Here is a 26206-nt window from a genome sequence, read left to right as displayed (position 1 = left end):
CTTCCTACCTCTCAAACGCCAGGTCAATGAGGCGGTCTACCAGCTCCGGCTTTGAAATACCGGCTGCCTCCCAGAGCATCGGGTACATACTGATGGCGGTAAAGCCCGGCATAGTATTGATTTCGTTGAAGATCACCTCACCGTCGCTGGTGACAAAGAAGTCTACGCGGGACAGGCCATAGCCGTCTACTGCGTTGAAGATCTTCGCTGCTGCCTCGCGTACGCGCTCTGCGGAATCACCCGGAAGCTCCGGTCCAATGACCGTGCGGGACTCTGCATTGTTGTACTTTGCGTCGAAATCATAAAACTCTGCTGCTGCCAGAATCTCACCGACACCGGACGCCTTTACCGGATTCTGGCCGCCGCCAAGAACCGCGCACTCTACCTCATGGCCCACAATGGTCTCCTCCACCAGGATCTTGCGGTCATGCTTTGCAGCCTCTTTCAGGGCCCCGATCAGTTCTTTTCTGGTTTCTGCCTTGTTCACGCCGCGGGAAGAACCTGCGTTGGACGGCTTCACAAATACCGGATACTGGAAGTGAGTCTCTACTGCCGCAACCGCGATATCCATATCCTTTTCCATCTCCCAGCGCATCACCGGAACATATTTTGCCTGGCGGATGCCCAGGGTATCTACGATGATCTTTGTATACAGCTTATCCATGGATACCGCGGAAGCCAGCACACCACAGCCTACATACGGGATCTTTGCCAGCTCGAACAGGCCCTGAACAGTACCGTCCTCGCCGTAAAGGCCGTGGAGCACCGGAAATGCCACATCGATCCTCTCTTCTCTGGTCACGCCGTTCTCCGTAATGAGAGCGCACTTCTTTGTTGCGTCCGGGGAGATAACAACCTCCACGCTGCTCTCTCTCCAGGCTCCGGAACGGATATCCTCCACGCTCTCTGCCTTCACCCAGTGTCCCTCCTCGGTAATGCCGATGAGGAGCAGGTCATACTTTTCTTTATTTATCTGGTCAATCACATTGGCCGCAGACACGCAGGATACTACATGCTCTGAGGATTGTCCGCCGAACAGGACTGCGATTTTCTTTTTGCTCATAACGATTCCCTCTCTTTTCCAAAATATCTGATTAATTATACCATATCTGTCAACACTTAAGAAGTGACAGGGTATACAAGAATAGATCTTTTCCCCTGGCAGAAGGAGGCTTTTTCCATGAAATCAAAATCCGGCGCCGCCACATGGCCACGCACTCTGGACCATATTCCTGAGATTTACCGTTCCCTGTTTCCAATTCTGCTTCTGCCACTTCTCCTGCTCTGTCTGCTGTTTTCCATGGACAGCCTGCAGAAAAACCGGGAGTCACTGGCAGAGCGTATTGCGCCCTCTATCCTGCGCTTCCATATTCTCGCCAACAGTAATTCCAGAAAAGACCAGAACGTAAAACTGGAGGTGCGCAGCTTTCTCTTAGATTACATCCAGGCCCGGCTGCCTGAAAGCGCAGACAGTAAGGAGGCCATCACCAGCTGGCTTTCCGCTCACAAAAGCAGCCTAGAATCTGTCTCCAGCCAGTTTCTGGCCCAAAAGCAGATGCCCTACTCCGCAAGTCTCTCCCTCGAGCGCGCCTGGTTTCCCACCCGGGTCTACGATAACCTGGTAATTCCCTGCGGTACCTATGACGCAGTCCGAGTCATTCTCGGAAAAGGGAAAGGGCACAACTGGTGGTGTGTCCTCTACCCACGCTTCTGCTTTCTGGATGAGACATGCAAAGAGATCCCGGAGGAGAGCCGGAAAGAGCTTCAGGATCAACTGAATCAGGGCGATTATCCCCTGCTCGAGGATCACCGCCCTGATCTGAATATCCGTTTTTTCTTTTTTCCTGAATTCCGGCCAGTGCTGCCATCACACAGCACCGGCTGATTTTGCTTTGGATGTTTACTCTACAGCCGCCAGCCCTTCAATGCCCCAGTCATAGGCATTCATGGCAGTCCACAGATCCAGCTCCGCGGACTCCTTTGCCGCCTTCTTCTGGTTGTAGCTGATCTGGGTCCCCACATACTGCATCTCGGAAAGCAGACCGTTCTGATACTGTCTCTGGGCAGCTCCATTGCTCTTTTCCGCCGCCTCATAGCCAGTCATGGCTGCCTCATAGGCTGCCTTTTTATCCAGCACATCCTGATACAGGCGCTGCATTTCAATGGTCAGCTTCTGTTCCCCTTCTTCAATGGTATTTAATCGCGCCGCGATCTGGGCATTGGTCTCTCCCTTGGCAGAGGTTCTCTGACCAATGAGTGTATAGTTGTTGCCGATGGCCTTCTTCGTATCTGCCTTCAGATTCATGCCATCCAGGCGGCTCATGTCAAAGTCCGGAAGATTCCGGATCTCCACGCCGCTGTCCGTATCATAGCCCAGAAGCAGGCAAAGGGTACGGTATACACTATCCTGCTGGGACTGCAGGGAAGCCAGCTGAGACTTTGCCCCGATGAGGGAGGTCTGCGCGCTGACTACATCCGTCTGGTTCGCAAGTCCCAGAGCGGCCATCCGCTGGTACATGTCACACTGCTTCTGATACAGGTCTACCATAGTCTCCAGTGTAGCCTTGTTGTCCACAATGGTATTGTAACCGATCATGGCACTCTGGGCACCGGAGATCACCTGTTTTTCATACTGCCGGATCTGGGAAGTATTACGTTTGCTGGTATCCCAGTTCGTCACCGTATCGCGGATTCCCTGAACCAGGCTGTGATAACCGCTCTTTAACGATGACATCTGTTTTACCGTTCCCTTTAACTGCGGCATCAGCTTCTCTGCCTGCTTCAGCGGTTTCAGCACCGCGTCAATATTGTCCATGGAATCATCGTAGGTGCTTTCCAGCTCCGTCAGCATATTCTGGTAGTCTTCCTTGGACTCCCCATATTTTCTCCAGGCCTCTGAGATATTCGGATTATATTCCCGCACCCGCAGGGCAAGCTCGTCGTACTCCAATACGTTATCCTGCAGTTTCGACAGCGTTGCCGCGTCATATTTTTCAGGCTCCGGCTCCGCTCCCGGTCCGGTAGGCGCGTACCCGGCAAAAGCCGGGACCGCGGATGCCGCCGTAAGAACCGCCGCAAGCCCCAGAGCCAGGATCTGATTTTTTCTTCTCATCTCACACGCTCCTTATGAGGTACTTGCAAGGCCATTCACAGCCCAGTCGTAAGTCTCCATGGTCTGGAACAGAGTCAGGTCCGCAGTTTTTAAGGAAAGTTCCGCATTCTCAACGGTAATCTGCTGGTTCTCCAGCTGGTTTCTGCTGGCCTTTCCCTGAGCAAACTGCAGCTGCAGACTGTTCAGATTCCGCTTTGCCAGTTCCAGATTTGCCTCCGCCTGGTCATAGGCCAGCTTCGCGGTCAGCACATTCTGGTAATTGGTCACCAGAGCGGAACCAATCTTTCTCTCATTATCCTCAATGGTTTTCTGCAGGCTTTCTTTGGTGTTATCGCTGGTGGCGTTGGCCAGTTTCTTTTTATTTACTTTCAGCGTATAGTTGTTTTCCAGTGCCTGATCTTTGTCTGCAGCCGGGTCCATTGCCGCGATCCGGCTCATATCCGATGCCGGAACTTCGGTAATCTCCGGGGTATCGTTGTACTTCCAGCCAAGCATGACCTGCAGCTTCTGGCGCACATTTTCAATGGCCGCTTTGGAAGATTCCACGTTTCGGTCCGCGTTCTGAATGCTTTCCTTCGCGTTCAGCACATCCACCTCGGTACTCATGCCAAGAGAGGCATGGGTCTGGGTGGAGGTCAGGGCAATCTCCGCCTGCCGCTTTGCCAGCTCCGCCTGTTTTAAAGCCAGCTGGTCTTTTTCATAACTGATCATATTGGACTGGGCTACCGTTACCAGAGTCTTCTCCGCGGACTTGTAGTTCAGATAGACAATTTCACTGTCCTGCAGGTTATCGTCTGCCTGCTGCTCCATATTTTTTGCCTGAACCTCTGCCATCACCACAGAACCTACCATCATTCCGTAAGTCATTTCATCACTGTCCGGATAGGTAATGCTGGAATAAATCTCATCTGCCATATCACGGTATTTGGAGGAGACATCATCCTTGGTGTCTCCGTATTTGCGCTTGAACTCTGCCAGATCCAGATTGTTGGTCTGGACCGTGGCGTTGTATTCCTGGATCAGGCCTTCCAGTTCATCATACTCAATGGTATTGTCGCGAAGCTTCGCCCACTCCTCTGCACTGCGTGAAAACTCCGGGCTGGCAGCAAACGCCGTGACCGGCGCTGCTGTCATCATCACTCCGGCCATTCCCAGAGATAATGCCTGTTTTAATCGTTTCATCTAACATCCTCCGAAGCCGTCTGGCTTATTAATCGTAATGGGGTTCTGGTTTCTTTTTCGGGCTCATAACCTCATAGTAGATCGGCAGCATTAAGAGTGCCAGCACAGTGGAAGCCACGAGACCTCCCACATCTACCAGGGCCAGGCCCTGCATGCTCTTACCGCTGTCACCGTAGGCCAGCGCCATCGGGATCATGGATACAATGGTCGTTAACGTTGTCATCAGGATCGGGCGCAGACGGGTCGCGCCGGCCTCGATCAGGGCGGTGTCGCGGTCCATCTCAATGCGGTACTGGTTTACGGTATCGACATACAGGATACCGTTGTTTACTACGGTTCCGACTAACATCAGGAATCCCAGCAGGGATACCATACTGATCGGGCAGTCCGCCAGGTATAAAAGTCCGAAGGAACCGATCAGGGAGAACGGAATGGTGGTCATGACCATCAGAGAGAACTTCGGTGACTCGAACTGTGCCGCCATGACTACGAAAATCAGGAAAATTGCCGTGATGATCGCGGTGCCCAGGTTTCCGAACTCCTCCTTCATGCTCTCATCCTGGGAGTTTAATCCGCGGGTGATGGTCGAAGTTAAATGCTTGCTTACTACTTCATTATATAACTTATTCTCGATCGCATCGATCTGGCGGGCATCATCGGTCGGAACATCACCGGTGATGGTTACCTGATACTGCTTATCCTTTCTGGTAATGGTGTTCGGGCTGTCCTGGAAAACAATATCTGCCACATCTGCCAGTGCCACGGAGCCGCCTGCGTTTCCGGTCAGAACAATGCCCTTCAGCTTGTCGATGGTGTCGTACTCATCCTCCGGGTACTCGACCATAACACTGACATCATCGCCATCTACGTTTAAGGTGGTTGCTTCCTTGCCGCCCAGCATGCTGCTGACGGTGCCTGCGATCTGAAGCGGAGTGATATTCTCCGCGTTTGCCTTCACAGCATCAATGTTCAGCTTGACAACCGGCGCCGCATTCTCCAGGGTACTGTGCACCTTGGAAACCTCCGGACGTGCAAGCAGCTCTTTGGTAATCTGGTCAGATGCGCTTTTGAGCTCATCGTACTGGGTACCCTGTAAAATATACTCAATACCGCTGGTGCTGCTAGTCATCGTAGACGAGGACGCGATGTCCATGGAAATGTTTGCGCCTGCGATCTGGTTTAACAGCGGCTTCCACTCCTTGATGACCTCATTGGTCTCACGCTTTCTGTCATCCTTTAAGTAAGCAGTCAGCGTTGCGCCGGAGCTGGTCATGGCAGACATACCGCTTCCACCGGAGGTTAACATATAGGAATCCAGGTCTTCATCTGCGGTAACGATCTTCTCTACCTGCTCGTAAATCCTGTCTTCCTCCTCCAGGGTCAGACCCGGACGGGTTTCAATGCTGACAGAGATCTCACCGGTATCATCGGAAACCATCAGCTCCATGCGCAGCTGAGAAGCCATCCAGAAGGCAGCCACCAGCAATGCAACAGAAGTGAAGAGGACGGTTTTCTTTTTCTTCAGCAGCACCTTCATGATGCTGCGATAGCCATTCTGCATGGCACGGATCAAAGCACCGACCGGAGATTCCTCCTTCTCCTGCGGGCGGTAGAAGCAGTAACAAAGCGGAACGATGGTCATTGCACTGATGAGGGATGCCACCATACAGAAGATGATCGTAAAGCCTAACGGCTTGAACATCTGGCCTGTCAGGCCCTGAAGCAGAGCCAGCGGCAGGAATACAACACAGGTGGTCACGGTACTTCCGATAATGGACTGCAGCACAATGCCGCTTCCCTCCAGGGCAGCCTCCCGGTATCCCACAATGCCTTTTCCCTTGGTGGAACGGAAGCAGCTCTCCAGCACTACAATGGAGTTATCTACCATCATACCTACACCAAGTACCAGGCTCGATAAGGTAACTACGTTTAAGGAGAAGCCCATAACCTGGATCAGGATCAGGGCAGCCAGGATGGAGATCGGGATGGAGGTACCAACGATCAGGGATGCCTTGATCTCACCAAAGAACAGGAAGATGATCAGCATGGAGACCACAACTGCCATCACCATGGTCTGCATAACGCTCTTTAAGGAAGAGTTGATCTCATCACTGGTATCACTTACGGTGATGATCTCCAGATTCTCATCTGCATCGGTCAGATTCTTGATGGTCTTCTTGACTGCCTTAGAAACATCCACCGCAGAAGCGCTCTGCTGCTTCTTGATACCGATGGAAATGGTATCCTCACCGTTATAACGCGCAATACTGCTGGCATCCTCTTTCGCCATCTGAACGTTTGCGACATCAGACAGGTAGATCACATTGCCATTTCCGAGATTTAACGGAATGCTCTTTAATAATTCTTCTGTGTCATACTGGGTTCCGGCACTGACGGAAAGCTTCTGGCCTCCCACAATGGTGTCACCGGCCGGATAGGTAAAGTCTGCGCTGCCGATGGCAGTAGCCACAGAAGAAAGGTTTAAATGATACTGCTCCAGCTTCTCCGGAATCAGCTGTACCTGAATGTACTCCTTCTGTCCGCCGCTGATGCTGACATCGGTAACGGTGGTGATCTTCTCAAACTCCGGAACGATCTTGTTGTTTACATAGTTGTAAAGGTCGGACTGCGCCTTGTTATTGACCGACAGGGACACGGTATCCATCTCGTCAATATTCATCTCCATGATAACCGGGGCATTGCAGTCGTCCGGGAGATCTCCCTCCAGGGCATCCATCTTCTTCTTTAAGTCATCGTATGCTTCATCGATGTCTTTGCCATAATCATACTGGATGATGACCAGAGATACGTTTTCCATGGAGCGGGACTGAATGGTATCAACACCGCTTAAGGAGCCTATCTCTTTCTCGATCTTCGTACTTACCAGATCATTTACATCCTCCGGGCTGGCTCCCGGATATACGGAATACACGATAAGTACCGGCATTTCCATGGTCGGCATCAGCTCCAGCTTTGCGCCAAGAACAGACTGAAGACCGAACACGATCAGGCACAGGATTACCATAACAACGGTAACCGGCCGCTTCAGGACTGATTTTGTTAATCCCATTGATGTTTTCCTCCTTCTGCTCTCACACTAGTTGCCGCTTGTCTCTTCGCCGGAAGCCTCTGTGCTTTCTGCATTGTCTGCGCTCTGCGCATCAGCAGAGGTCTCTGCCGATGCATCTGCTGCCTGGGTATCTGCTGCCGCATTCGGGTCTGCCTTCTGTACCTGGGAACCCTCGTACAGCTCAGAGCTCCAGGTGGTGATCACTTCATCGGATGCATTGATGCCGGAAAGGATCTGTGCCTTCTGGGAATCGTATAAGCCAACCTCCACCGGAACGTAATGAACGGTTCCGTTATCGTATGTATACACATAAGCATCTCCGCCGGAATAGTAAACCGCGTCAACCGGAATGGTCAGCACGTTGTCCGCACGGTCGGAAATAACGGAAAGCTTAGTGGTGGAACCGGTTGGGAGCGCATCGCCGTTCTCCACGGAGGCCTTTACCTTAAAGAGTCCGGTGGAATCGTCGATCATGCTGCTGACCTCATTAATGGTGCCCTGATAATCGGTACCATTCTTATCTACGCTGATCGGATCGCCTACATGCAGCTCGGTTACCACCTTCTCCGGAACAGAAAAGGTGATGGACTTACTGCCAGCGCCGGAAATCACGGCCAGAAGCACCTGGGAAGCCACGTTATCGTGCACCTCAATGTTGCAGGTCTCCACCTTGCCGGAAATCGGTGCAGTCACGTTTGCAAACTCCACCTGATAATCATAGTTCAGCTTTGCGGAATCATAGGCGATCTGGGCATTCTTGGCCTGAGTCTGAGCCTGCTCAAATGCCACACTTGCGATATCACCTGCCGCGAACAGCGCCTGCTGACGTCCCAGATTGGTATTGGCGTCATTCATAGCCTGCTGCGCGGATTCCATCTGGAGTCTTGCTGCCTCTACCTGCTTGGTATCGATCTTGCAGATTGGCTGTCCCTCCTGTACCATATCACCTGCTTTTACGAACACATCGGTGATCTCACCGGCTGCCTTCGGATAAATGTAAACCACATCAGACGGCTCTACCTTGCCCACCAGGCTGCGGTACAGTTCAATACTTCCCATCTGCGGGTTCTCTACATTCACCACCGGAATAAGGGTTTCCTCCTCCACCGGCTTTTTGCGCATTGCGCTGATGCCGGCCGCAACCGCAATCACCGCTACGACCACTCCTGCAATTACCACTTTCTTTTTCATAGCTGTCTCCTCTTATTTTCCACTTTTTATGATCGTGATTCTTTCATACTTATTACGAAATCAGGGCTCCATGCTTAATCACTTCCAGGGAATCCAGATAACGTTTCCGGATCTGATCCAGCTGATCCGGCTGCTCATAGTAAAAGCGCACCGCTAAAATCAGGGATGTAACACCAAGCTGCAGCACAACATCCAGTTCCTCCTCCGAACGTCTTGCAAACCGCTCCATACGGATCCGTTTTGCGAGCCACTGGGTCGTTTTTTCTTTTCCCGGGCTTCCCATGGGCGGTCTGTATCCGATTTCAAAGCCCATGGCCCTGGTATTCTCCTGGTAGGAGCAGACATTACGCACCAGCTGTACCATCTCCTTCGACTCTTCCAGCTTGCGGATCGTAAACTCAAACAGCCATTCCAGCATGTCGAAGAGATTACCGTCATTTTTGTCCAGCTCCCTTTCGCAGCATTCCTGCATCTGTCTCGCATTGTCCTCAAAAATATAGCGGACCACATCCTGCTTATCTTCAAAATAGGTGTAAAAGCTTCCGCGGGAAATATCCGCGTTCTGTATGATCTGGTTGATGGAGGCCTTCTCAAAGGGAACTCGCGCAAATTCCTTGATGGCGGCCTGCCGGATCACCTGCTTTTTCGCTTCCGGAAGACGATAAAATCGTTCCGTAGGCATGTTAAGCACCTCCTTCCCGTTTCTCTTTTGTAAAAATATTTCATTTTGTTTATTTTATGACAATCTGTCACTTTTTAGTGTGACAATGTGTCATATTATAATGACAGCCTGTCACATTGTCAAGTGTTCCGGAAATATTTTATACTTTCTTTACAGTTTTTTAACGCCTTCTGTTAGAGTTCCGTTAAGATTTTACTCTCCCGACGCATTTTCTTATTTTACTGTTACAATAGAATCGGAAATTTATTTCTGAAATGGAAAAATCAGAAGAATAACACACGGAGGATGTCCATGGACACCAGACAAATCGAATATATTCTGCAGATCGCAGAAGAAAACAACATCACCAAAGCAGCAGAAAAGCTGTTCATTACCCAGTCTGCCTTAAACCAGCAGCTGTTAAAGCTGGAACGGGAGCTTGGCACGCCTCTGTTTCAGCGCACCAAAAACAAGTGGTGCCTGACCGATGCCGGGCGCATCTATGTGGAGGGCGCCAGAAAAATGATGCAGATCAAAAAAGATACTTATAATCAGCTCTACGATGTTTCCCTCCTGCGCAAGGGACTTTTAAACATTGGTCTCTGCCCCGGACGCGGGCTTGATATGTTCACCGCCATCTACCCGGAGCTTCACCGCTCCATGCCAAACCTCACCATACGGCCTCTGGAAATGCGGGTAGCCCCCCAGCAGGCTGCCATTGCCGCCGGAGATCTGGATGTCGGCTTTCAGGTCCTTTCCAGATCCGACTGGCAGAAAAACCAGTATGAGGTACTTGGGAGCGAAGAACTGATCGCCATCATCCCGGCCGTCCACCCGGTGGCGCAAAAAGCTGCCCCACCGGGAGAACCCCTGGCCACACTGGATTTAAACGAGATCCGTTACGAGCCCTTTGTACTGATGGACCGCAATTCCACGCTGCGCAGCCTCTGTGACCAGATCTTTGCCCGCAGCGGTTTTCAGCCAAACGTCCTGTTTGAAAGCAACAACACCGCCGGTATTGTATCCCTGGTAAAATCCACCATCTGCTGCGGCATTGTTCCCTGGTACTATACAAGGATCCCATCGGATGAGCTGGCCTGTTTCCGTCTGCCGGGACATCCCTCCTGGGACATTACCGTCAGCTATCCCACCACCGGCTACTTAAGCACCGGCGCCCGGGAATTCATCCGGCTCGCCAGTGAGTGGTGGAAAACGATCCAGCCGGATCAGATCTGAGCCTGATTCTCTTTTAACCATAAAGGCCCCGCAAAAGCCGCCATCTCCGGCGTGCTTTTACGGGACCTTTGCTTCTGTTTTTCTGGATCAGCGGTTACTGGTCGATGCTCTGTTTTTTGATCTTGTAAGCTTTTAATTCCTTCATGACGGTCCATACCAGAACTCCGATGGCAACAAAGAAGAATGCATCAAAGATCGGTCTTGCAAAGAATGCGCCAAAGGACTTGTACTGCATGATACCTCGTCTTAAGTAGGTTTCCAGCATCTCACCGATCAGGAAGCACAGAACAAACGGAGTAGTCGGCAAGCTGAATTTATGATACACATAACCTACGATACCGAAGATCAGGATGGACTGTACATCAAAGATCCGGTTGTTGGTCGCATACGCGCCGACACAGCAAAGAACCAGGATCAGCGGAAGCAGGATGTGCTTCGGAACCTTTAACACCTGAACGAAGCCCTTGATACAGGTCCACTCAACTACCAGCATGATCACGGTACACAGCATGCAGGCTGCGAAGATTCCATATACAACATCTGCATTTTTCACGAAAAGCAGCGGGCCTGCAGACAGGCCATGGATCAGGAAGCCGCCTAACATCATTGCGGTAACGCCGTCACCCGGGATACCAAGTACCAGAAGCGGGATCATAGCGCCTCCGATGGTCGCGTTGTTGGCAGACTCAGTTGCTACAACACCGTCCGGGCAGCCCTTACCAAACTCCTCCGGATGCTTGGACATGTTCTTTGCAGTTACGTAAGACAGCATACCGGAGGTAGAACCGCCGATACCCGGCAGAATACCGATACCGGTACCGATCAGCGCGGAACGGAAGAAGTTCGGCAGATGATACACAAATTCCTGCCAGCTAAAGCCAAAGCCTTTTACCTTCTTGATCGGAATGGTTTCTACACGTCCGCCCTTCATGCTCTCCGCGGTAACCAGGATATCCGCGATCGCAAAGATACCGATCAGAGTCGGAAGAGTGTCAAAGCCTGCCATCAGGTTGTGTGAACCGAAGGTGAATCGCGGTGTTCCGTCAATCGGAGCCATGCCGACCAGGGTAAACATCAGGCCGAACAGACCGGCCAGCAGACCGCGGATCATGTTACCGGAAGAAAGGATCGCTACCATCGTCAGTGCGAAGAAGCAGATACCGAAGTTCTCAGCCGGAGTAAATTTCAGGGCAACATCTGCCAGAAGCGGTGCACAGAAGGTTAAAATCAGGAAAGAGAAAATGGAACCAAGAGCCGAGAACACAATACCAAGTCCCAGAGCCTTCATGGCTTCACCGCGTTTTGCCATCGGATGACCGTCAAAACAGGTCGCAATGGAAGATGCCGTACCCGGCATATTTAACAGGATCGCAGAGATCAGTCCGCCGGAGATACCTCCGATATAAACCGCTACCAGTGTATTAAGTCCCATAGATGGTGTCATACTGAAGGTAAGCGGCAGCATCAGCGCTACTGCCATGGACGCGGACAGTCCCGGGATAGAACCAAATACAATACCAATCGCAACACCGGCAATCATCATAAGGATGGAGGCCGGATGTAAAATACCGACAAACGCACTTCCTAAAAGTCCCAATGCCTGCATAATCTTTTGTCCTCCTTATTATAATCGAATCGTAAAAATACCTGCCGGCAGCACGATCTTGAAGCCATAACGGAACAGGAAAAAGACTGCCAGGGTAAACACTACATTGATCACGGCCAGACGGATGATGTGCTTTCCGTCACGCTCGTCATCCGGTGACAGAACCACCATCTGGAACATCAGATACAGCAGAGTCGAAATGATAAATCCGATCGGCTGAAGGATAAACACATAGATCAGGACCAGAATAATACTGGAGATTACACGCTTGTAATCACAATCCGGGATTTCCGCATGCTCCAGCTCCTTCCCATGCATTTTGAAATTTTTGATACTTAAAAATGTCAGGATTGCTGCCAGGATAAAGGTAACTGAACCAATTACCGTAGGCATGAAATCCGGTCCGATCTCCATGACTTTGGATTTCGGAAGTGCCTGAGCCAGGATGACCAGCAAAGCTCCCAGCACCATGAAAAATACGCCAACTACGATGTCTCCGTACTTTTTAAAAAACATACCTCTCATCTCCTTCTTCTTATTGAACTGCGTTTATTCTCTTTCCCAGCTTCTGTCCGGTACTCGTTTCGCACCTCTTACCCGGATTATAACAACGCATGATTCAAAATGGAAATTCGCCAAACTGCGATTTTATAAAGTTTTTCTAATAGTTTAATTTGTGTTAAGAACCATGAATTTCCATATAATTTTCGTTATCAAAGCGTAAAAAATCCATATAGAAGCAAACAAAAGATGTATATTTTTCTATGCGCATCAAAAAAGGTTTATAAATTCAGAATTCTCTGAATTTATAAACCTTTTATTTTTCTTTTATCTTATCGCTCTTTTTTATCTGGCCTATGCCTGCTCCGGTGCGTCTGCTGCCGGTGTTTTGGCCGCCGGTACCTCTGCTGCAGACGTTTCTGCTTCCGGTACCCCAAGCTCCCCTCGCATGTATTTGTCCATAGCTTCTGCCACCTGCTTCGCATACGCAGTTGCCTGCACTACCGTCTTTGCACCTAATACCACATCACCGGCAGCGAAAATACCAGGATGCGTCGTCTCTCCGAAGCTGTTGGTCACAAGAAGTCCGTTCGCGGAAGCCTTCAGGCCTTCTGTCGTATTGACCAGCTTGCTCTTCGGTCCCTGACTGATCGAGATGATCACACTGTCCGCCTGTACCTGAACCGGAGTCGGATCCATTCCGGTCTGATTTCCATCTTCGTCAAACAGGACTTTTTTAAACATCGGGCCATCATCGTTGATTTCCACCGGCTGCCAGCCAAATGCCAGCTCCGCACCGTCCAGCTTTGCGTAGGCTGTCTCATGCTCACTTGCCTGGCTGGTCAGTCCGCGGGCATACAGCGTTACATGACGGCTGCCCTTGCGCAGAGCAGTTCTTGCCACATCCATGGCAGAATTGCCCATGCCGATGATCGCCACATGATCACCCAGATCATAGGAATCCGGATTTGCCAGATAATCAATCGCAAAGTGTACATTTCCCAGAGACTCACCTTTGATTCCCAGCGTTTTCGGTCTCCATACACCGGTTCCGATGAAAATGCTCTGGTAACCATCCCGGAACAGATCCTTGATCTCCAGCGCGCCGCCGATGGTGGTGTTCGGGCGGATCTTAATACCGATCTCGCGCAGTTTGTTCTTATACCGCTCCAGAATAGACTTCGGCAGACGGAACGCCGGAATACCGTACTGCAGCACACCGCCGATCTTATCCCGGGAATCAAAGATCGTCACGCCATAGCCCTTCTTCGCCAGCAGAATGGCGATGGTAATACCTGCAGGGCCAGCACCGATCACAGCAACCTTCTTGCCATTCTTCGGCTGGCACGGAATCTGCATTTTATCAAAATAAGTATCGGAAACATAATTCTCAATGCTGCTGATATGCACCGGCTCCCCCTTGCGGCCCAGCACGCAATGCCCCTCACACTGGTTCTCATGGTTGCAGACCAGGGAACAGATCATGGACATGGGATTGTTCTCAAACAGCATCTCCCCCGCCTCATTTAAGTTTCCTTCTTTAAATGCCTTGATCATCATAGGGATCGGGGTATGGATCGGACAACCCTGCATACACATCGGTTTCTTGCAATTCAGACAACGGTTTGCTTCATTAATTACATGTACTGCCATAACTTACTCTCCCTTTTTGTTCCGGCCGTTTCTCAGACAGACCGGTTTTCTTGTTTTCATTTCACTTTTTCTCAACTACGACTTTATTTTACATCTGTTGTATGCTGTATACAAGTTAAGTTAAAAAGCAAACAAGTATTTTTAAATTTCGTACAATGTGCGGATTCCCTATACCGGACATGCACGAAAAAATGGCTTAAATCCGTGGGATTCAAGCCATTTTATAAGTTTCTGGTATAACGTGTGGGGTTGTTAATTAACGAACGCGCTTCACTTCCTGCTCTGCCGCATACAGAAGCCCCTTCATATATCCAGTGGAATATCCGTACGCACCCGCCATTCCTCCGAATTCCGGAACGCCGTGGGATGCGTGGTCTACCGAAATCAGGGCGTCGCAGCCGCAGCGCACCAACTGCTTCATGATCTCATACATGTCTGCGTAGCCATCTTCCAGAAGTACTTCCTCAAAATATGGCATCGGAGCACTTAAGTTGCGGAAATGGACAGCCAGCACCTTGCCCTGCTCCACAAAATAACGGATGTCTTCCATCAGGTTGCCAAACTGCTCCCCTGCTTCCAGCCAGCAGCCCACGCAAAGTTTCATGCCCAGATACAGGCTGTTTCCAGCCAGTTCAAATGCACGCTTAAAGCCATCGCTGTTGTAAATGAGGCTCGGTACTCCCATGACACAGGCAGCTGGCGGATCATTCGGGTGAAGCGCCATCTTTACACCGGCTTTCTCACATACCGGGAGTGTCCGGTCCAGAAAATATTTGAAATTATCCCAGATTTCTTCTTCCGAATAAACCCGTCCATGGCTCGCCTCCCGCTTTGCGATCTCCTCCATGTCTACGATCCCGCTGACAGAACCGCGGGTATGTTCTCCTACCCTCTTGTAGGAACGCACTGCACCGTCCGGCTGCCATGCCAGGGAGCAGACCGGAATCTTACACTGTCCCATAACCGTAGTAAACTGGTTATAGCGCGCAATCTGCTCGTCCCGGCCTTCCAGTCCCAGATGAATGATCGGGTTTTTAAACACGGAAAAGCTTCCTGCGTCCGTAATCTTCAGATCAAACTTTGCCATGCGCTCCTGCAGGCGGGACACACGCTCATAATCCCAGTCGTTTTCGTGAAACATGACCGAGATATACTCCACGCCCATCTCCCGGTAAAACTGAAGTTCTGCATCGCTGGCAGTTGACCACATCGGTACCTGTACTTTCATCATATTTCTGATCCTCTTCTTTCTTTTTGGGATTTGCTTTTTTACTCTGTTACAATCTACTTTTTGAAAAAGCCGACTCTGTTGTTTTGTGCAGCAAAGTCGGCTTTGAAACTGTCATGTTTTAGATTTTATTTCAGATTTTTATCAAAGAACGCACAGATAATCTCCTTGGTCTCCGGCTGGAAGAACTCTTTGGTTCCATGTCCGGCGCCTGCAAGAATGTAAAGATCTGCACGGTCCTCCATACCTGCCTCCACGATCTTATCATAGAATTCCTCACTGATGGAGCACGGAACCAGCTTGTCGCAGTCTCCATGCAGGATCAGCATCGGACACATCTCTTTGGTCAGAATGTACGGCGGGCAGAACTCTTTGGAACGCTCTCTTAAGGTTGCCGGGTCTCCGCCCATCAGTGCTCCCTCATGCGTCTCCGCCATGGATTTCCAGCGGAAATTCGGGTTGGTGGCAATCTCATGCTCATCAATCTCAATCAGCTTTAAGAAATCAACCGGTCCGAACATATCGCAGCAAGCCTGCACTTTGGAAGAATAGCCGCTCCACTCTTCACTCTCATACAGATCGGAATTCATGGCAGCCAGTGCAGAAAGATGTCCGCCTGCAGATCTACCGATGATACCGATGCGGTCCGGATCAATCTCATACTCATCTGCATGGGCACGCAGGAAACGGATCGAAGTCTTTACGTCGATGATCTGGGAGGGCATATGTGCTTCGGCACTGCTGCGGTAATACATGGAAGCAACCACGTATCCGGCATCTGCTAAAAATGCCATCTCCGCTACCATCAGGTTCTTATCGCATCCACGGTATCCGCCGCCCGGAACCCACAGAATTGCCGGCTTCGGAGTCTTGTCGTCTGCCTCATCGTCATGTCCGGATGCCAGACGCATCTCGCTGTTTCCGTTCTGCAGCATGATGGACATCTTCAGCTCCATCTCATTGCCTTCGAGGTCTTTCTGTCTGGAATATACGATATTATCAATAAAGTTAATGCTCTTTCTTGCCCTGCCCGGTTTGATTACTTTTTTCATAATTCCGGCTCCTTTCTGCCTGCCTCACTTATGCTTACATCATTTTATAAATCTTAATATTGACACCACGGACTCCGTCTACGGTGCTTCCGGAAAGACTTCCGACATAGACACCATAGTTCAGCCACTCATATTTTCCTCTTGGCGCATGGAAGGATGGACGGGTCTGGATGACGCTGTTCTTCTCCTGGTCTGCATATTTATAGCCAAGGTTTTCGATGGCAATGTAAACACCGTCATCGGTCTGAAGCAAATATTTTGCGAATACGGTTCTGGAGCTTACGGTATCCTCCGTGTCTCCGCCGACTCCCATATTCCAGTCTGCACCGCCCGGTACAACACGACCACGGAGCTTCTCGCCCTCAAAATGGCCGCCTTTGATCTGGATCACCTTTAAATATCCCCAGTCATTGCCTCCGACAACCAGTCTGTCCTCCTCCGGACAATCTGCACGAAGCTCCATAACCAGTTCTGCATCTAACTGAACGTTCATCGATTGTTTCCTCCATTCTACAGGGATGCCTGTTTGATCGTATCAATTACGAGCTGCTGTCCTTCTTCCCACTCATCCGTGCAGTGAACGATGAAGCCGTGGTAAGAATTTAAGAAGCATTTCTGGGTAACTTTTACTCCGGCCAATACCAGACGTCTTGCATAATCCGCATCCTCGAAACGGAAATTATCATGTCCGGCACTGGTGATCAGCGCTTCCGGAAGCCCTTTCAACATCTCATCGGTTGCTAAAAGCGGGCTGCAGTACGGATCCTTTAAGGTTTCCGGATTCCCGTCGGTGTAAGCAAGGCTGAACATTCTGCCACGCTCTACCGGGATCATGTTGGTTGCTGCCTCCGGCTTGTCTGCCGGGTCAGTTACCATATCGAATGCGCCATAATCCAGAACCTGCAGGCAGAACTGGAACTCTTTGGTCTGGTTTGCCTTTAAGCAGACAGCGGCAGTCAGGTTTGCACCTGCGCTGTGTCCTCCCATGGATACGCGTTTGCTGTCCGCATCCCAGTGCTCCAGCATGGAAAATACCCATCTGCATACTTCATAGGTCTCGTTGAATGCCTTCGGGTACGGATACTCCGGAGCCAGGCTGTAATCCACATCCACAACGATTCCCTGGATCGCATCTGCCACCTTTGCAGAGTAGATCTCATCTCTCAGCACATGCGGGCGTACAAATCCGCCGCCGTGTACGTTGATGTGTACCGGACAGTTTTTGGTACGGTTTTTCGCTGTAAAGATATAGCACGGAACCGGTCCCTCGGAAGTCGTCACTTTGACTTCTTCGCGCTCGGCCAGGTCCAGGTTCTTTTTGTATTCCTCGGTAATGTTCTCTTTTGCCACACTCTTGCCGCGGAGTGCCGCGATCATGGTCTCTTTTTGTTCCTGTGTCAGCATCACTTGTCCTCCATTCATGTCATTCAACGTATTCTGATTTCTGATTTATTCTGTCTTTCTCAATTTTTCTAATTTTCTTAACGATTTTCCGATTTTTGGCAGTAAGAAAGCCGAAGCCTATTTCTAGCTCCGGCTTCTCACCTTATCTCACTGCTGTTCTAAAAACAGTTTGGTTTACATCTCTTGTTGCCGACCTATACCGACACCCATTCTGCCTAGTTTGCTGCTGCTTTCCGTTTCTTCAGCATTTTTGTGATGATCGGTCCAACCACACTGTAAACAGCGATCAGGATGAAGATCAGGGAAATCGGACGGGTTACGAAAGAAGTCATATCGCCTCTTGCGTAAGAGCAGCCCATACGGAAGTAACTCTCAATCTTGCTTCCCAGAATGAATGCAAGCATTAACGGGGTACCCGGCATCTTGAAGAACTCCATCAGGATACCAACGGCACCGAATACCAGTACCAGGTAAACACTGAACATCGAGGTAGATGCGGAGTAAGCACCTAAGAAGCAGATCATGAGGATCGCGCTGTAAAGGTAATGGTACGGAGCCTTTAACAGCATTGGGAACCAGCGTTTGGTAAACAGCTCGGTTACAAAGATGAGGATTGCAGATACCAGTACGGTTGCAAAGATCAAGTTTGCAAGGAGCGGGTTGTTCTTAATGAACATCGGGCCTGCCTGCAGTCCGTGAATGGTCATGGCAGACATTAACAGTACGGTGGTTGCATCGCCAGGGATACCAAGAGCGATCATCGGGATGATTGCGCCGCCGACACCTGCGTTGTTTGCAACCTCGGTTGCCCAGATACCTTCATCGATACCGGTACCGAACTTCTCCGGATGTTTGCTCATCTTCTTTGCCTGACCATAAGCGATCAGGTTGGAGATACCGGAACCCATGCCCGGAAGGAAGCCGATCCACAGACCAATGAACAGGGAAGTGATAATAGTCTTTAAGTTTGCTTTGAAATCTTTAAAGCTAAGTCCAAATCCCTTTAAGGAACCTGCATCTACTTCCGGCATATCCAGATTGTTCTTTGCGTAGCTGGTTGCTACCTGCTGCAGTGCGAAAGTACCCATCAGAAGGCAGACAACGTTGATACCGCCATACAGGTTGGTATTCTTAAAGGTGAAACGAAGCTGGTTGGTAACCATATCGGAACCAATGGTAGAAAGCCACAGACCAAAGAATGCAGCTAACAGACCTTTGAAAATGGAACCGTTGCTTAAACCAACTACCATGGTGATTGCCATCAGGCAAAGGCTGAAGTACTCCCACGGTCCAAGCATCAGGGCAACATCTGCAATGAAGGTAGAGCAGAGGGTTGCAACGATGATAGAAACCAGGGTACCGATAAAGGAACCGGTGATACCGATGGTCAGCGCACGTGCTGCCTGACCTTTCTGGGTCATCGGATAACCATCATAACAGGTACCGATGGAAGCTGCGGAACCAGGGATTCCGACTAATACTGCTGCGATGAAAGAACCGGATACACCGCCGACATACATACCAAGCAGCATTGCAAAGCTTAAGTTTGTGTTTAATGCGAACGTCATCGGCAGAATCAGGGTGATACCAAGACCGCCGGAAAGACCAGGGATTGCACCAAGTACACAACCGACCAAGGAACACAGGTACATCATGATGAAGTTCATCGGCTGGAACAAAACGCCAAGTGCTGAAAGATAACTAGCCATTTTCTATTTCCTCCTTCTTGCTTACGGCATCTTAATGCCAAGGGAACTCCAGATCAAACCCTTCGGAAGCGGGATGTTGAAGCCCTTGGTAAATCCGAAGTAGCACAGGCTGCCCAGTGCAATGCTGAATACGATTGCAAATACAAGGTTGATCTTCTTGTCCACTTTCAGGGTCATGATGAACATCATCATGCCAACCATGGCAGTGATCCAAAAACCAATTACGTTCATGGCTACGCAGAATACGATACACTCAACCATGATCAGTGCCAGACGTTTCCATCCTGCTGCATCCAGGTAAGGAGCAGCGCCATTTTTGTTATCTTCTGCTTCTTTTTTACCATCGAAGATCATGGACAGAACTGCCATGACGATCATGCCGATCGCGGAAATGTACGGGAACAGCTTTGGTCCCGGCTCGTTGGAAACCAGTTTTTCCGGAATCTGTGTGGTCTGGAACAGAACCCACAGAGCCAGAATGATAAACACAATACCCATGATATAGGTACGATTCAATTTTTTCATAGGAAATCTCTCCTTAAAAAGAAATCCGGCTGCCCGTAAGGACAGCCGGACATGTTTTTTAGTTTCGTTTCTGTTCGGTTTTTTAGCGAACCTTCAGACCCATGGAAGATACAAGGCCATCCTGGAATGCCCACTCGTCATCCAGAGCTTTCTTGGTATCCTCATAGTTTACAGCTGCAATGTAGGTAGCCATGGAGTTGTTGCCATCGATGAAGGACTGAACTTCGCTGGCTTTGCACAGAGCCTCGTTGATTGCCTCGCAGATCTCATCCGGAGTATCCTTCGGAGCCAGTACATAGTAGTTGGAATCCCAGGTTACATCGATACCCTGCTCCTGGGTAGTAGCGAACTTCTCATCCAGCTCAGTACCAACCAGCTCACTCATGTTCTCAAGGGTTGCTACTTTCGGTCCAAGGCTTCCCAGTACGGTAATCTTGTTGTCAGCATCGTAAGACTCTGCGTTCGGGATAGAGCAGTTTGCAATATCGATAGAACCTGCTGCAACGTTGGTCAGCTTATCAGCCTCGGAAGAGCACTGTACATAGTTTACGGAGTTTGCATCACCGGTCAGAGCCTCAACCAGGGAAGTGAAGAGCACCTGGGTGGTACCGCCTAAGGAACAACCGATAACTACCTGACCTGGGTTAGCTTTGATATAATCAGCCAGCTCTGCAAAGTTTTTGTACGGAGCGCCCGGTTTTGCGATGATGGCCTGCGGACCGCCCTGGTTCATGATACCAACAACCTTTAAGTCATCTTTGATGTTAACTTCAGAAGAACCAGCAAGATACTGGATGATAGCGCCGCCGTGGCAGGTAACCAGGGTTAAGCCGTCTGCTGCTGCGTTCTTGGTGTGCTCCATACCAACTTCACCGGTATCGTAGTTGGTTACAACGAAGTTTACGCCTGGGCAAACCTCGCCAAGAGCCTGGGTTAAATAACGGGTGTACAGGTCAGTACCGCCGCCTGCTTTTGCCGGAACGTCGATGTAAACGTTGTCGCCGGATTTCCACGGACCTACTGCATCGCCTGCTGCTGCGGTATCGCCGCCCTCTGCTTTGCTCTCTGTTGCTGCAGCGGTCGTTGCTGCTGCAGTGGTCTCAGAGCTTGAGGATGATCCGCATCCTGCAAGGCTTACTGCGGTCAGACATGCTGCCATAGCTGCTGCAAATAATCTGTTCTTTTTCATAGTGTTTTCTCCCTCTCCTTTTTTCTAATTCATAACAAATAATTATAGTTTTTCCCGATTACCTGTTATGAAAAAATTTACGATTTTGTTTCTGATGAGTCAATCTGTATTTCTTTTCTCATCTATGTCTGTATTATAATACACAATATGACGATTGACAAACAGGTTAATTTTATATATCATATAAGTAAAAGTTATACATTGTTGCTCCTGCGTTTTGCACACAGCGATGCTTGTTATGGAGGCTGTCACATGAATACCAGACAACTTACTTATGTGCTTTCGATCGCCGAAACCGGCAATCTGTCTGCTGCTGCCAAAGAACTCGGAGTATCCCAGCCGGCGCTCAGCAAATACCTGGCAGAACTGGAAGATGAACTGGGAACGGAATTATTCCTTCGTTATAAAAAACAGCTGTATCCAACCGCTGCAGGGAAAATCTATCTGGAAGCCGCTACCCGTATCATCGGTGTGAAAGAGCAGACATATCAGATTATTTCCGAGCTCTCCAACGGTTACCAGAAAACCTTGCACATTGGCGTGACTCCGCTGCGCGGTTCCATCGCCATCGCCCAGATCTTCAACCAGTTTCACCGCCGTTACCCCAATGTAAAAATCGAGATGAAAGAACGTTATATGGCAGGACTGCGCCGCGCCATCCAGGACCACAGCGTCGAACTGGCACTTGGCACCTGCAACGACCCGGACGAACCCGATATCATCCATACTTCTTTCCATGAAGAAGAACTGGTTCTTTTCGTTCCTTCCTTCCATCCTCTTGCCTACCAGGCAAGCCAGGACCTCGATCACCTGACCGCGATTGATATCCGTAAATTTCAGGACACCCCGTTCCTGCTCGCTACGGAAAATTCAACCATACGGCAGACTGCGGATATGATTTTTCAGCAGAACCAGATGCAGCCGACCGTTGTTTACGAATCCGACAACAACCTGATCTTAAAGCACATGGCAGACCAGGGCGCCGGTGTAGCGCTGCTTGGACGCGGTCATGTGGAGCCTTCCAAAAACCTGGTCTACTTTTCTTTGAAACCGTCTTATTCCGTGCATATGACCATCATGTCCGCTCCCGATCACATTCTGAGCGAGGAAGAACGTTTCCTGATCTATTTAAACTATCTGCAGGAAAGCAAACGGGCAAATTACCGTTTCAATCCGAATGCCAATGCCAAAAGACTTTTAAAAGAATACGAATTATATGATACGGAACGGAGAACCCACACATGGACACCAAAATCTTAGAATATGTCATTGCCATTGCAGAAGAAAAAAGCCTCAGCAAAGCAGCCGAGCGTCTCTATCTTTCCCAGCCAGCACTCAGCCAGCGGTTAAAAAAGCTGGAAGACGAGCTTGGAACCCCGCTGTTTTTGCGGGAAAAAAATGGACTTTCCATCACCGATGCCGGGAGAATCTATATCAATGGGGCACATTCTATCCTGCAGATCAAGCGGGAAGCCTTAAAAAAGATTTCCTCCATGAGTCGCAGTAATAAAAACACGCTCCGTTTTGCCTGCGCGACCTCATCCGCCATCGAATGTCTGCCTGCATTCCGCGAACTATATCCGGACATTGAAATCCTGTCCCAGCGCTGCAACAGCCCAAAGGCCAAGGAAGATCTGATCATGGGCAGGGCAGATCTTGGGATTGTGCTTACGGCCTCCTTAGAGCACACCGTTTTGGAATATCTTCCATTGTGGACCGGAGAACTTCTACTCGCTCTCCCGGATGGTCATCCGGAAGTCTCCCAGGAAGAGATCCATGCCGGTAATTTCGAAAAACTCCGGGATGATTACTTTGTTCTCACCCACGCCCCCTCTTTTGCCCGTGACAGTGAAGAACAGATCCTCCGCGCGATGCAGCTGCAGCCCAACGTCATCTGTGAGGTCGAGGATAATGTTTCCCGCCGCTATATGTTAAACAAAGGACTTGGAAATGCGTTTGTACCAGGCGATTCCCACCACGAGGGGGACACCTTCCGCACGTATTCCCTCAATCCTCCGTTTACCTTTTACATTGTAGCCGCTTACCCAAAGACCTGTACGCTTTCTGAGCCTATGAAGCAGCTGATCCGGCTTCTGCTGACGCATTTTGAACATTCCGCACTGTAAAAAAGATTCCAACGGCTTCTACGTCTATGCCAAACCTAATCTTTGCGATACTAAAACAGTCACCAAATATATCAGCCGCTATCTTGGACGCCCTGTCATTGCCTTAAACCGCATTGATTCTTATGATGGTAAAAATGTTACTTTCCATTATCATCGCCATGAAGACAATGCTTTTGTTAAAAAATGTATCCCTGCACTGGATTTTATTTCTTTGCTCATCCACCAGAAGGTATGACAGCAAAACTCGTTAAGAACATGTCGGATTCAGACCTTTTGGATATGCACTATTTTCTAACTGAAGATGATGACTGGGATGGTGAAGAACCCGAAGAAGGTTTCTATATCGACTTCTTTCAGTAATCGTCTTGTTTTGGTGCCCGCATAAAAGCGGGCATTTTTAGTATGACTTCCTCCGAGTGGAGGAATTTCCTATCATACGAAAAAATGGCTTAAATCCGTGGGATTCAAGCCATTTTATAAGTTTCTGGTATAACGTGTGGGGTTGTTAATTAACGAACTTACTTTAAATACTTATCAAAGAATGCAATCTGCAATTCCTTCGTGGCATCCTGGAAAAACTCTCTCGTTCCATGACCTGCGCCCGGAATCACATAGTAATCCACTTTATCTTCCATACCGGCAGCCACAATCTTCTGATAAAGCGTCTCACTGCTGATCTCTACCGGAACAAGTGGGTCATTATCACCATGAAGGATCTGAATCGGGCACATATCCTGATTTACCATATTGACCGGACTTGCTTTCGCACCGCGCTCCTTCATCGTTGCCGGATCTCCTCCCAACAGACATCCTCCATGGGTTTCCTCAACACTGTGCCAGCGTGCAGACGGATTTGAAAACTGCTTTTCTTCATTTTCCATCAACGCCTTGATATCAACCGGTCCGAACATATCACAGCATGCCTGAACCTTAGAGGAATAGCCGCTCCATTCCTCACTGTCAAAACCATCCTGATTCATAGCTGCTGCTGCTGACAGATGTGCACCTGCCGAACGGCCAAAGATACCGATCTTCTCCGGATTGATCTCGAACTCCGCTGCATGAGCACGCAGAAAACGGATTGCCGTTTTCACATCGATCAGCTGATCCGGATAATGCCCCTGAGCACTGCTGCGGTAATAGATCGAAGCAACCACATATCCGGCATTTGCAAATTCTGTCATCTCCCCCAGCATCATATTCTTGTCTGTGCCTTTCCAGCCGCCGCCCGGTACCCATACCAGTGCCGGCTTCGGACTGTGATCCTCCTTCGGATCATCTTCCCCCATTGCAGCACGCATCTCACTGTTTCCGTTCTGGAGCAGAACCGAAAGCTTCAGCTCCAGCGGATCCCCGTTTAAATCTTTTACCGTGGAATACACTACATTATCGACCAGAGTCAGTGTTTTTTTCTTTGTTCCCGGATTAAATATTGTTTTCATGACTTTTATCTCCTTATTTCCCTCTCTTAACCGTAAATCGGGAAGAAAATATTAATGCCGATGATCAGTGCGATCAAGGTAAGAATCAGAAGCGGTAAGGTAAACTTAAGCGTCTTCAGCGGATTCTGATTACCGATACCAAATGCCATCATCGTGCCGGAGCAGCCGGTCGGCATTACAAATGCCAGCCATGCAGATACGCAGCAGCAAAGCACGACTGCTTTCACATTCATGCCGCCTGCCAGCGCGGTAGAAGCTGCGATCGGACTCATCAGCGCCATGGTACCCATGTTAGACATAAAGTTTGTCATCAGTGCACATGCCACACAGAAGACAATACTTACAAACAATCCGCTCGGATGTCCACCCAGGATATTTAAAACCTTCTGTCCGATCAGTTCACCGACACCGGTCTTGGAAAGTGCGGTTGAAACTACACTCATTCCTGCCACCATCCATACCATATCACAGGTAAGGGTCTTCATCACTTCCGGAATCTCCAGAACCTTAAACACGATCAGAACCAGAAGGCCTGCTGCCGGAATCACGTTGGTAATATCACTTCCAAGCTGCTTGGTAAACATAAAGCCCAGCATGATTGCTGCAAATACACCAAAAATAAAATATTCATCTTTTCTGGAGATCGGCGCTGCATCCTTAACATCTTTCACCTGGGACTTATCAATCGTTCCGTTCGGAATCAGCTTATAGAAGATCAGGCAATAAATGACGCCCACGATCAGCGGAAGGATTCCAGCCTTGCAGAAATCAGCAATTCCCAGATAATCCTCCGGACCAACAAGTCCCTGATAGTAAGAAGTGATCGTGCCTGGCATCGTAGCACCCATGCCGATCGGGAATTTGGAAGTTGCCAGACAGTTTACCGTTGCAACTAAAAACAGCAGTCTGGACGGGGAATACTCACTGTCATCATCAAAGGTCTGGATAAACAGAAGCATAACGGAAATACATGCGACCTGTCCCATCAGCTGAGACAAAAGAATTGTCATGCCACATAAACCAAGAACCAGCATAGCTCCGCTTTTTCCCTGAAGCTTGCCCATCACACCTCTGAGACGGTGGATCAGGCTTGTCTTGCCAAGGGCAGTCGCAACTACGATCATTGGTGCGATCATCAATGTAGTACTGCTGGAAAGGCCGGAAAAGGCCGTCTTTAAATCTAACACTCCGGTAAATACAAAAAGGACACAGCAGATCATTCCTGTGACACCATATGGAAGCACATGGGTCAGGAGCATTACTACCATAAATACCAGGATGCATAATGCCATTATCATCTGTACATTCATCTCAATTTC

At 49.6% G+C, this 26206-nt stretch carries 22 protein-coding genes; 4 read left to right on the top strand and 18 right to left on the bottom strand.

Going from position 1 to position 26206, the window contains the following annotated elements; all coding sequences use genetic code 11:
• Positions 1-4: 4 nt before the first annotated feature.
• Positions 5-1063 (bottom strand): D-alanine--D-alanine ligase family protein, encoded by a 1059-nt coding sequence (locus tag DWY84_RS05830; RefSeq protein WP_118531679.1) that lies wholly within the window; start codon positions 1061-1063, stop codon positions 5-7.
• Between the two features lie 117 nt (positions 1064-1180).
• Here DWY84_RS05830 and DWY84_RS05825 point away from each other — a divergent pair, with 117 nt between their 5' ends.
• Entirely contained in the window at positions 1181-1885 is a 705-nt protein-coding gene (locus DWY84_RS05825; protein ID WP_118531678.1) for a stage II sporulation protein R, read from the top strand.
• 15 nt (positions 1886-1900) lie between these two features.
• Here DWY84_RS05825 and DWY84_RS05820 read toward each other — a convergent pair whose 3' ends face one another.
• From DWY84_RS05820 to DWY84_RS05800, 5 genes are read right to left on the bottom strand one after another with little or no spacing between them, the layout of a single operon-like run.
• Complete coding sequence (locus DWY84_RS05820; RefSeq protein WP_118531676.1) at positions 1901-3112, bottom strand: TolC family protein; 1212 nt, start codon at positions 3110-3112, stop codon at positions 1901-1903.
• A gap of 12 nt (positions 3113-3124) precedes the next feature.
• Positions 3125-4294, bottom strand: a complete 1170-nt coding sequence (locus DWY84_RS05815; RefSeq protein WP_118531674.1) for a TolC family protein — start codon at positions 4292-4294, stop codon at positions 3125-3127.
• A gap of 28 nt (positions 4295-4322) precedes the next feature.
• Positions 4323-7364, bottom strand: coding sequence for an efflux RND transporter permease subunit (locus DWY84_RS05810; protein WP_118531672.1), 3042 nt, complete (start codon positions 7362-7364; stop codon positions 4323-4325).
• Between the two features lie 27 nt (positions 7365-7391).
• Entirely contained in the window at positions 7392-8555 is a 1164-nt protein-coding gene (locus tag DWY84_RS05805) for an efflux RND transporter periplasmic adaptor subunit (protein WP_118531670.1), read from the bottom strand.
• Positions 8556-8607: 52 nt separating this feature from the next.
• Positions 8608-9237 (bottom strand): TetR/AcrR family transcriptional regulator, encoded by a 630-nt coding sequence (locus tag DWY84_RS05800; RefSeq protein WP_118531668.1) that lies wholly within the window; start codon positions 9235-9237, stop codon positions 8608-8610.
• Between the two features lie 291 nt (positions 9238-9528).
• Between DWY84_RS05800 and DWY84_RS05795 the strand changes: the two genes are divergently transcribed.
• Positions 9529-10452 carry a LysR family transcriptional regulator gene (locus DWY84_RS05795; protein ID WP_118531666.1) on the top strand — a complete coding sequence of 308 codons (924 nt, stop codon included), beginning with the start codon at positions 9529-9531 and terminating at the stop codon, positions 10450-10452.
• Between the two features lie 94 nt (positions 10453-10546).
• On the opposite strand, the gene DWY84_RS05790 is transcribed toward DWY84_RS05795, so the two are convergent.
• The 10 genes from DWY84_RS05790 to DWY84_RS05745 all read right to left on the bottom strand — a co-directional run bounded on the left by DWY84_RS05790 (position 10547) and on the right by DWY84_RS05745 (position 21319).
• Complete coding sequence (locus DWY84_RS05790) at positions 10547-12058, bottom strand: tripartite tricarboxylate transporter permease (RefSeq protein WP_118531664.1); 1512 nt, start codon at positions 12056-12058, stop codon at positions 10547-10549.
• An 18-nt stretch (positions 12059-12076) separates the two neighbouring features.
• A complete protein-coding gene (locus DWY84_RS05785; RefSeq protein ID WP_118531662.1) occupies positions 12077-12574 on the bottom strand; it encodes a tripartite tricarboxylate transporter TctB family protein in 498 nt (165 codons plus the stop codon).
• Positions 12575-12913: 339 nt separating this feature from the next.
• Entirely contained in the window at positions 12914-14212 is a 1299-nt protein-coding gene (locus DWY84_RS05780) for an NAD(P)-dependent oxidoreductase (RefSeq protein ID WP_118531660.1), read from the bottom strand.
• A 256-nt stretch (positions 14213-14468) separates the two neighbouring features.
• Positions 14469-15443, bottom strand: coding sequence for a mannonate dehydratase (locus DWY84_RS05775; RefSeq protein WP_118531658.1), 975 nt, complete (start codon positions 15441-15443; stop codon positions 14469-14471).
• Between the two features lie 125 nt (positions 15444-15568).
• Positions 15569-16492 (bottom strand): alpha/beta hydrolase, encoded by a 924-nt coding sequence (locus DWY84_RS05770; RefSeq protein ID WP_118531656.1) that lies wholly within the window; start codon positions 16490-16492, stop codon positions 15569-15571.
• Between the two features lie 34 nt (positions 16493-16526).
• Entirely contained in the window at positions 16527-16985 is a 459-nt protein-coding gene (locus DWY84_RS05765) for a DUF3237 domain-containing protein (RefSeq protein WP_118531654.1), read from the bottom strand.
• A 17-nt stretch (positions 16986-17002) separates the two neighbouring features.
• Entirely contained in the window at positions 17003-17896 is an 894-nt protein-coding gene (locus DWY84_RS05760; protein WP_243024774.1) for an alpha/beta hydrolase, read from the bottom strand.
• Positions 17897-18111: 215 nt separating this feature from the next.
• Positions 18112-19605, bottom strand: coding sequence for a tripartite tricarboxylate transporter permease (locus tag DWY84_RS05755; protein ID WP_118531650.1), 1494 nt, complete (start codon positions 19603-19605; stop codon positions 18112-18114).
• A 21-nt stretch (positions 19606-19626) separates the two neighbouring features.
• Positions 19627-20130, bottom strand: coding sequence for a tripartite tricarboxylate transporter TctB family protein (locus tag DWY84_RS05750; protein ID WP_118531648.1), 504 nt, complete (start codon positions 20128-20130; stop codon positions 19627-19629).
• Positions 20131-20212: 82 nt separating this feature from the next.
• Complete coding sequence (locus DWY84_RS05745; protein WP_118531646.1) at positions 20213-21319, bottom strand: tripartite tricarboxylate transporter substrate-binding protein; 1107 nt, start codon at positions 21317-21319, stop codon at positions 20213-20215.
• Between the two features lie 252 nt (positions 21320-21571).
• On the opposite strand from DWY84_RS05745, the gene DWY84_RS05740 reads away from it, so the two are divergent.
• Positions 21572-22579, top strand: coding sequence for a LysR family transcriptional regulator (locus tag DWY84_RS05740; RefSeq protein ID WP_178716319.1), 1008 nt, complete (start codon positions 21572-21574; stop codon positions 22577-22579).
• Positions 22561-23445, top strand: coding sequence for a LysR family transcriptional regulator (locus tag DWY84_RS05735; RefSeq protein ID WP_118531643.1), 885 nt, complete (start codon positions 22561-22563; stop codon positions 23443-23445). The genes DWY84_RS05740 and DWY84_RS05735 overlap by 19 nt, the downstream gene beginning before the upstream one ends.
• Before the next feature lie 518 nt (positions 23446-23963).
• Here the strand turns inward: DWY84_RS05735 and DWY84_RS05725 are convergent.
• A complete protein-coding gene (locus tag DWY84_RS05725) occupies positions 23964-24887 on the bottom strand; it encodes an alpha/beta hydrolase (protein WP_118531642.1) in 924 nt (307 codons plus the stop codon).
• 26 nt (positions 24888-24913) lie between these two features.
• On the bottom strand, positions 24914-26197 hold the full coding sequence (locus DWY84_RS05720; protein WP_182434925.1) for an SLC13 family permease: 1284 nt from the start codon (positions 26195-26197) through the stop codon (positions 24914-24916).
• Positions 26198-26206 lie beyond the last annotated feature (9 nt).

It is taken from the genome of Clostridium sp. AF27-2AA, assembly GCF_003478505.1.
Taxonomy (GTDB): domain Bacteria; phylum Bacillota; class Clostridia; order Lachnospirales; family Lachnospiraceae; genus Brotaphodocola.
The sequence above is the reverse complement of the archived record's forward strand: the minus strand, read 5'-3'. Positions and strand labels throughout refer to the sequence as shown.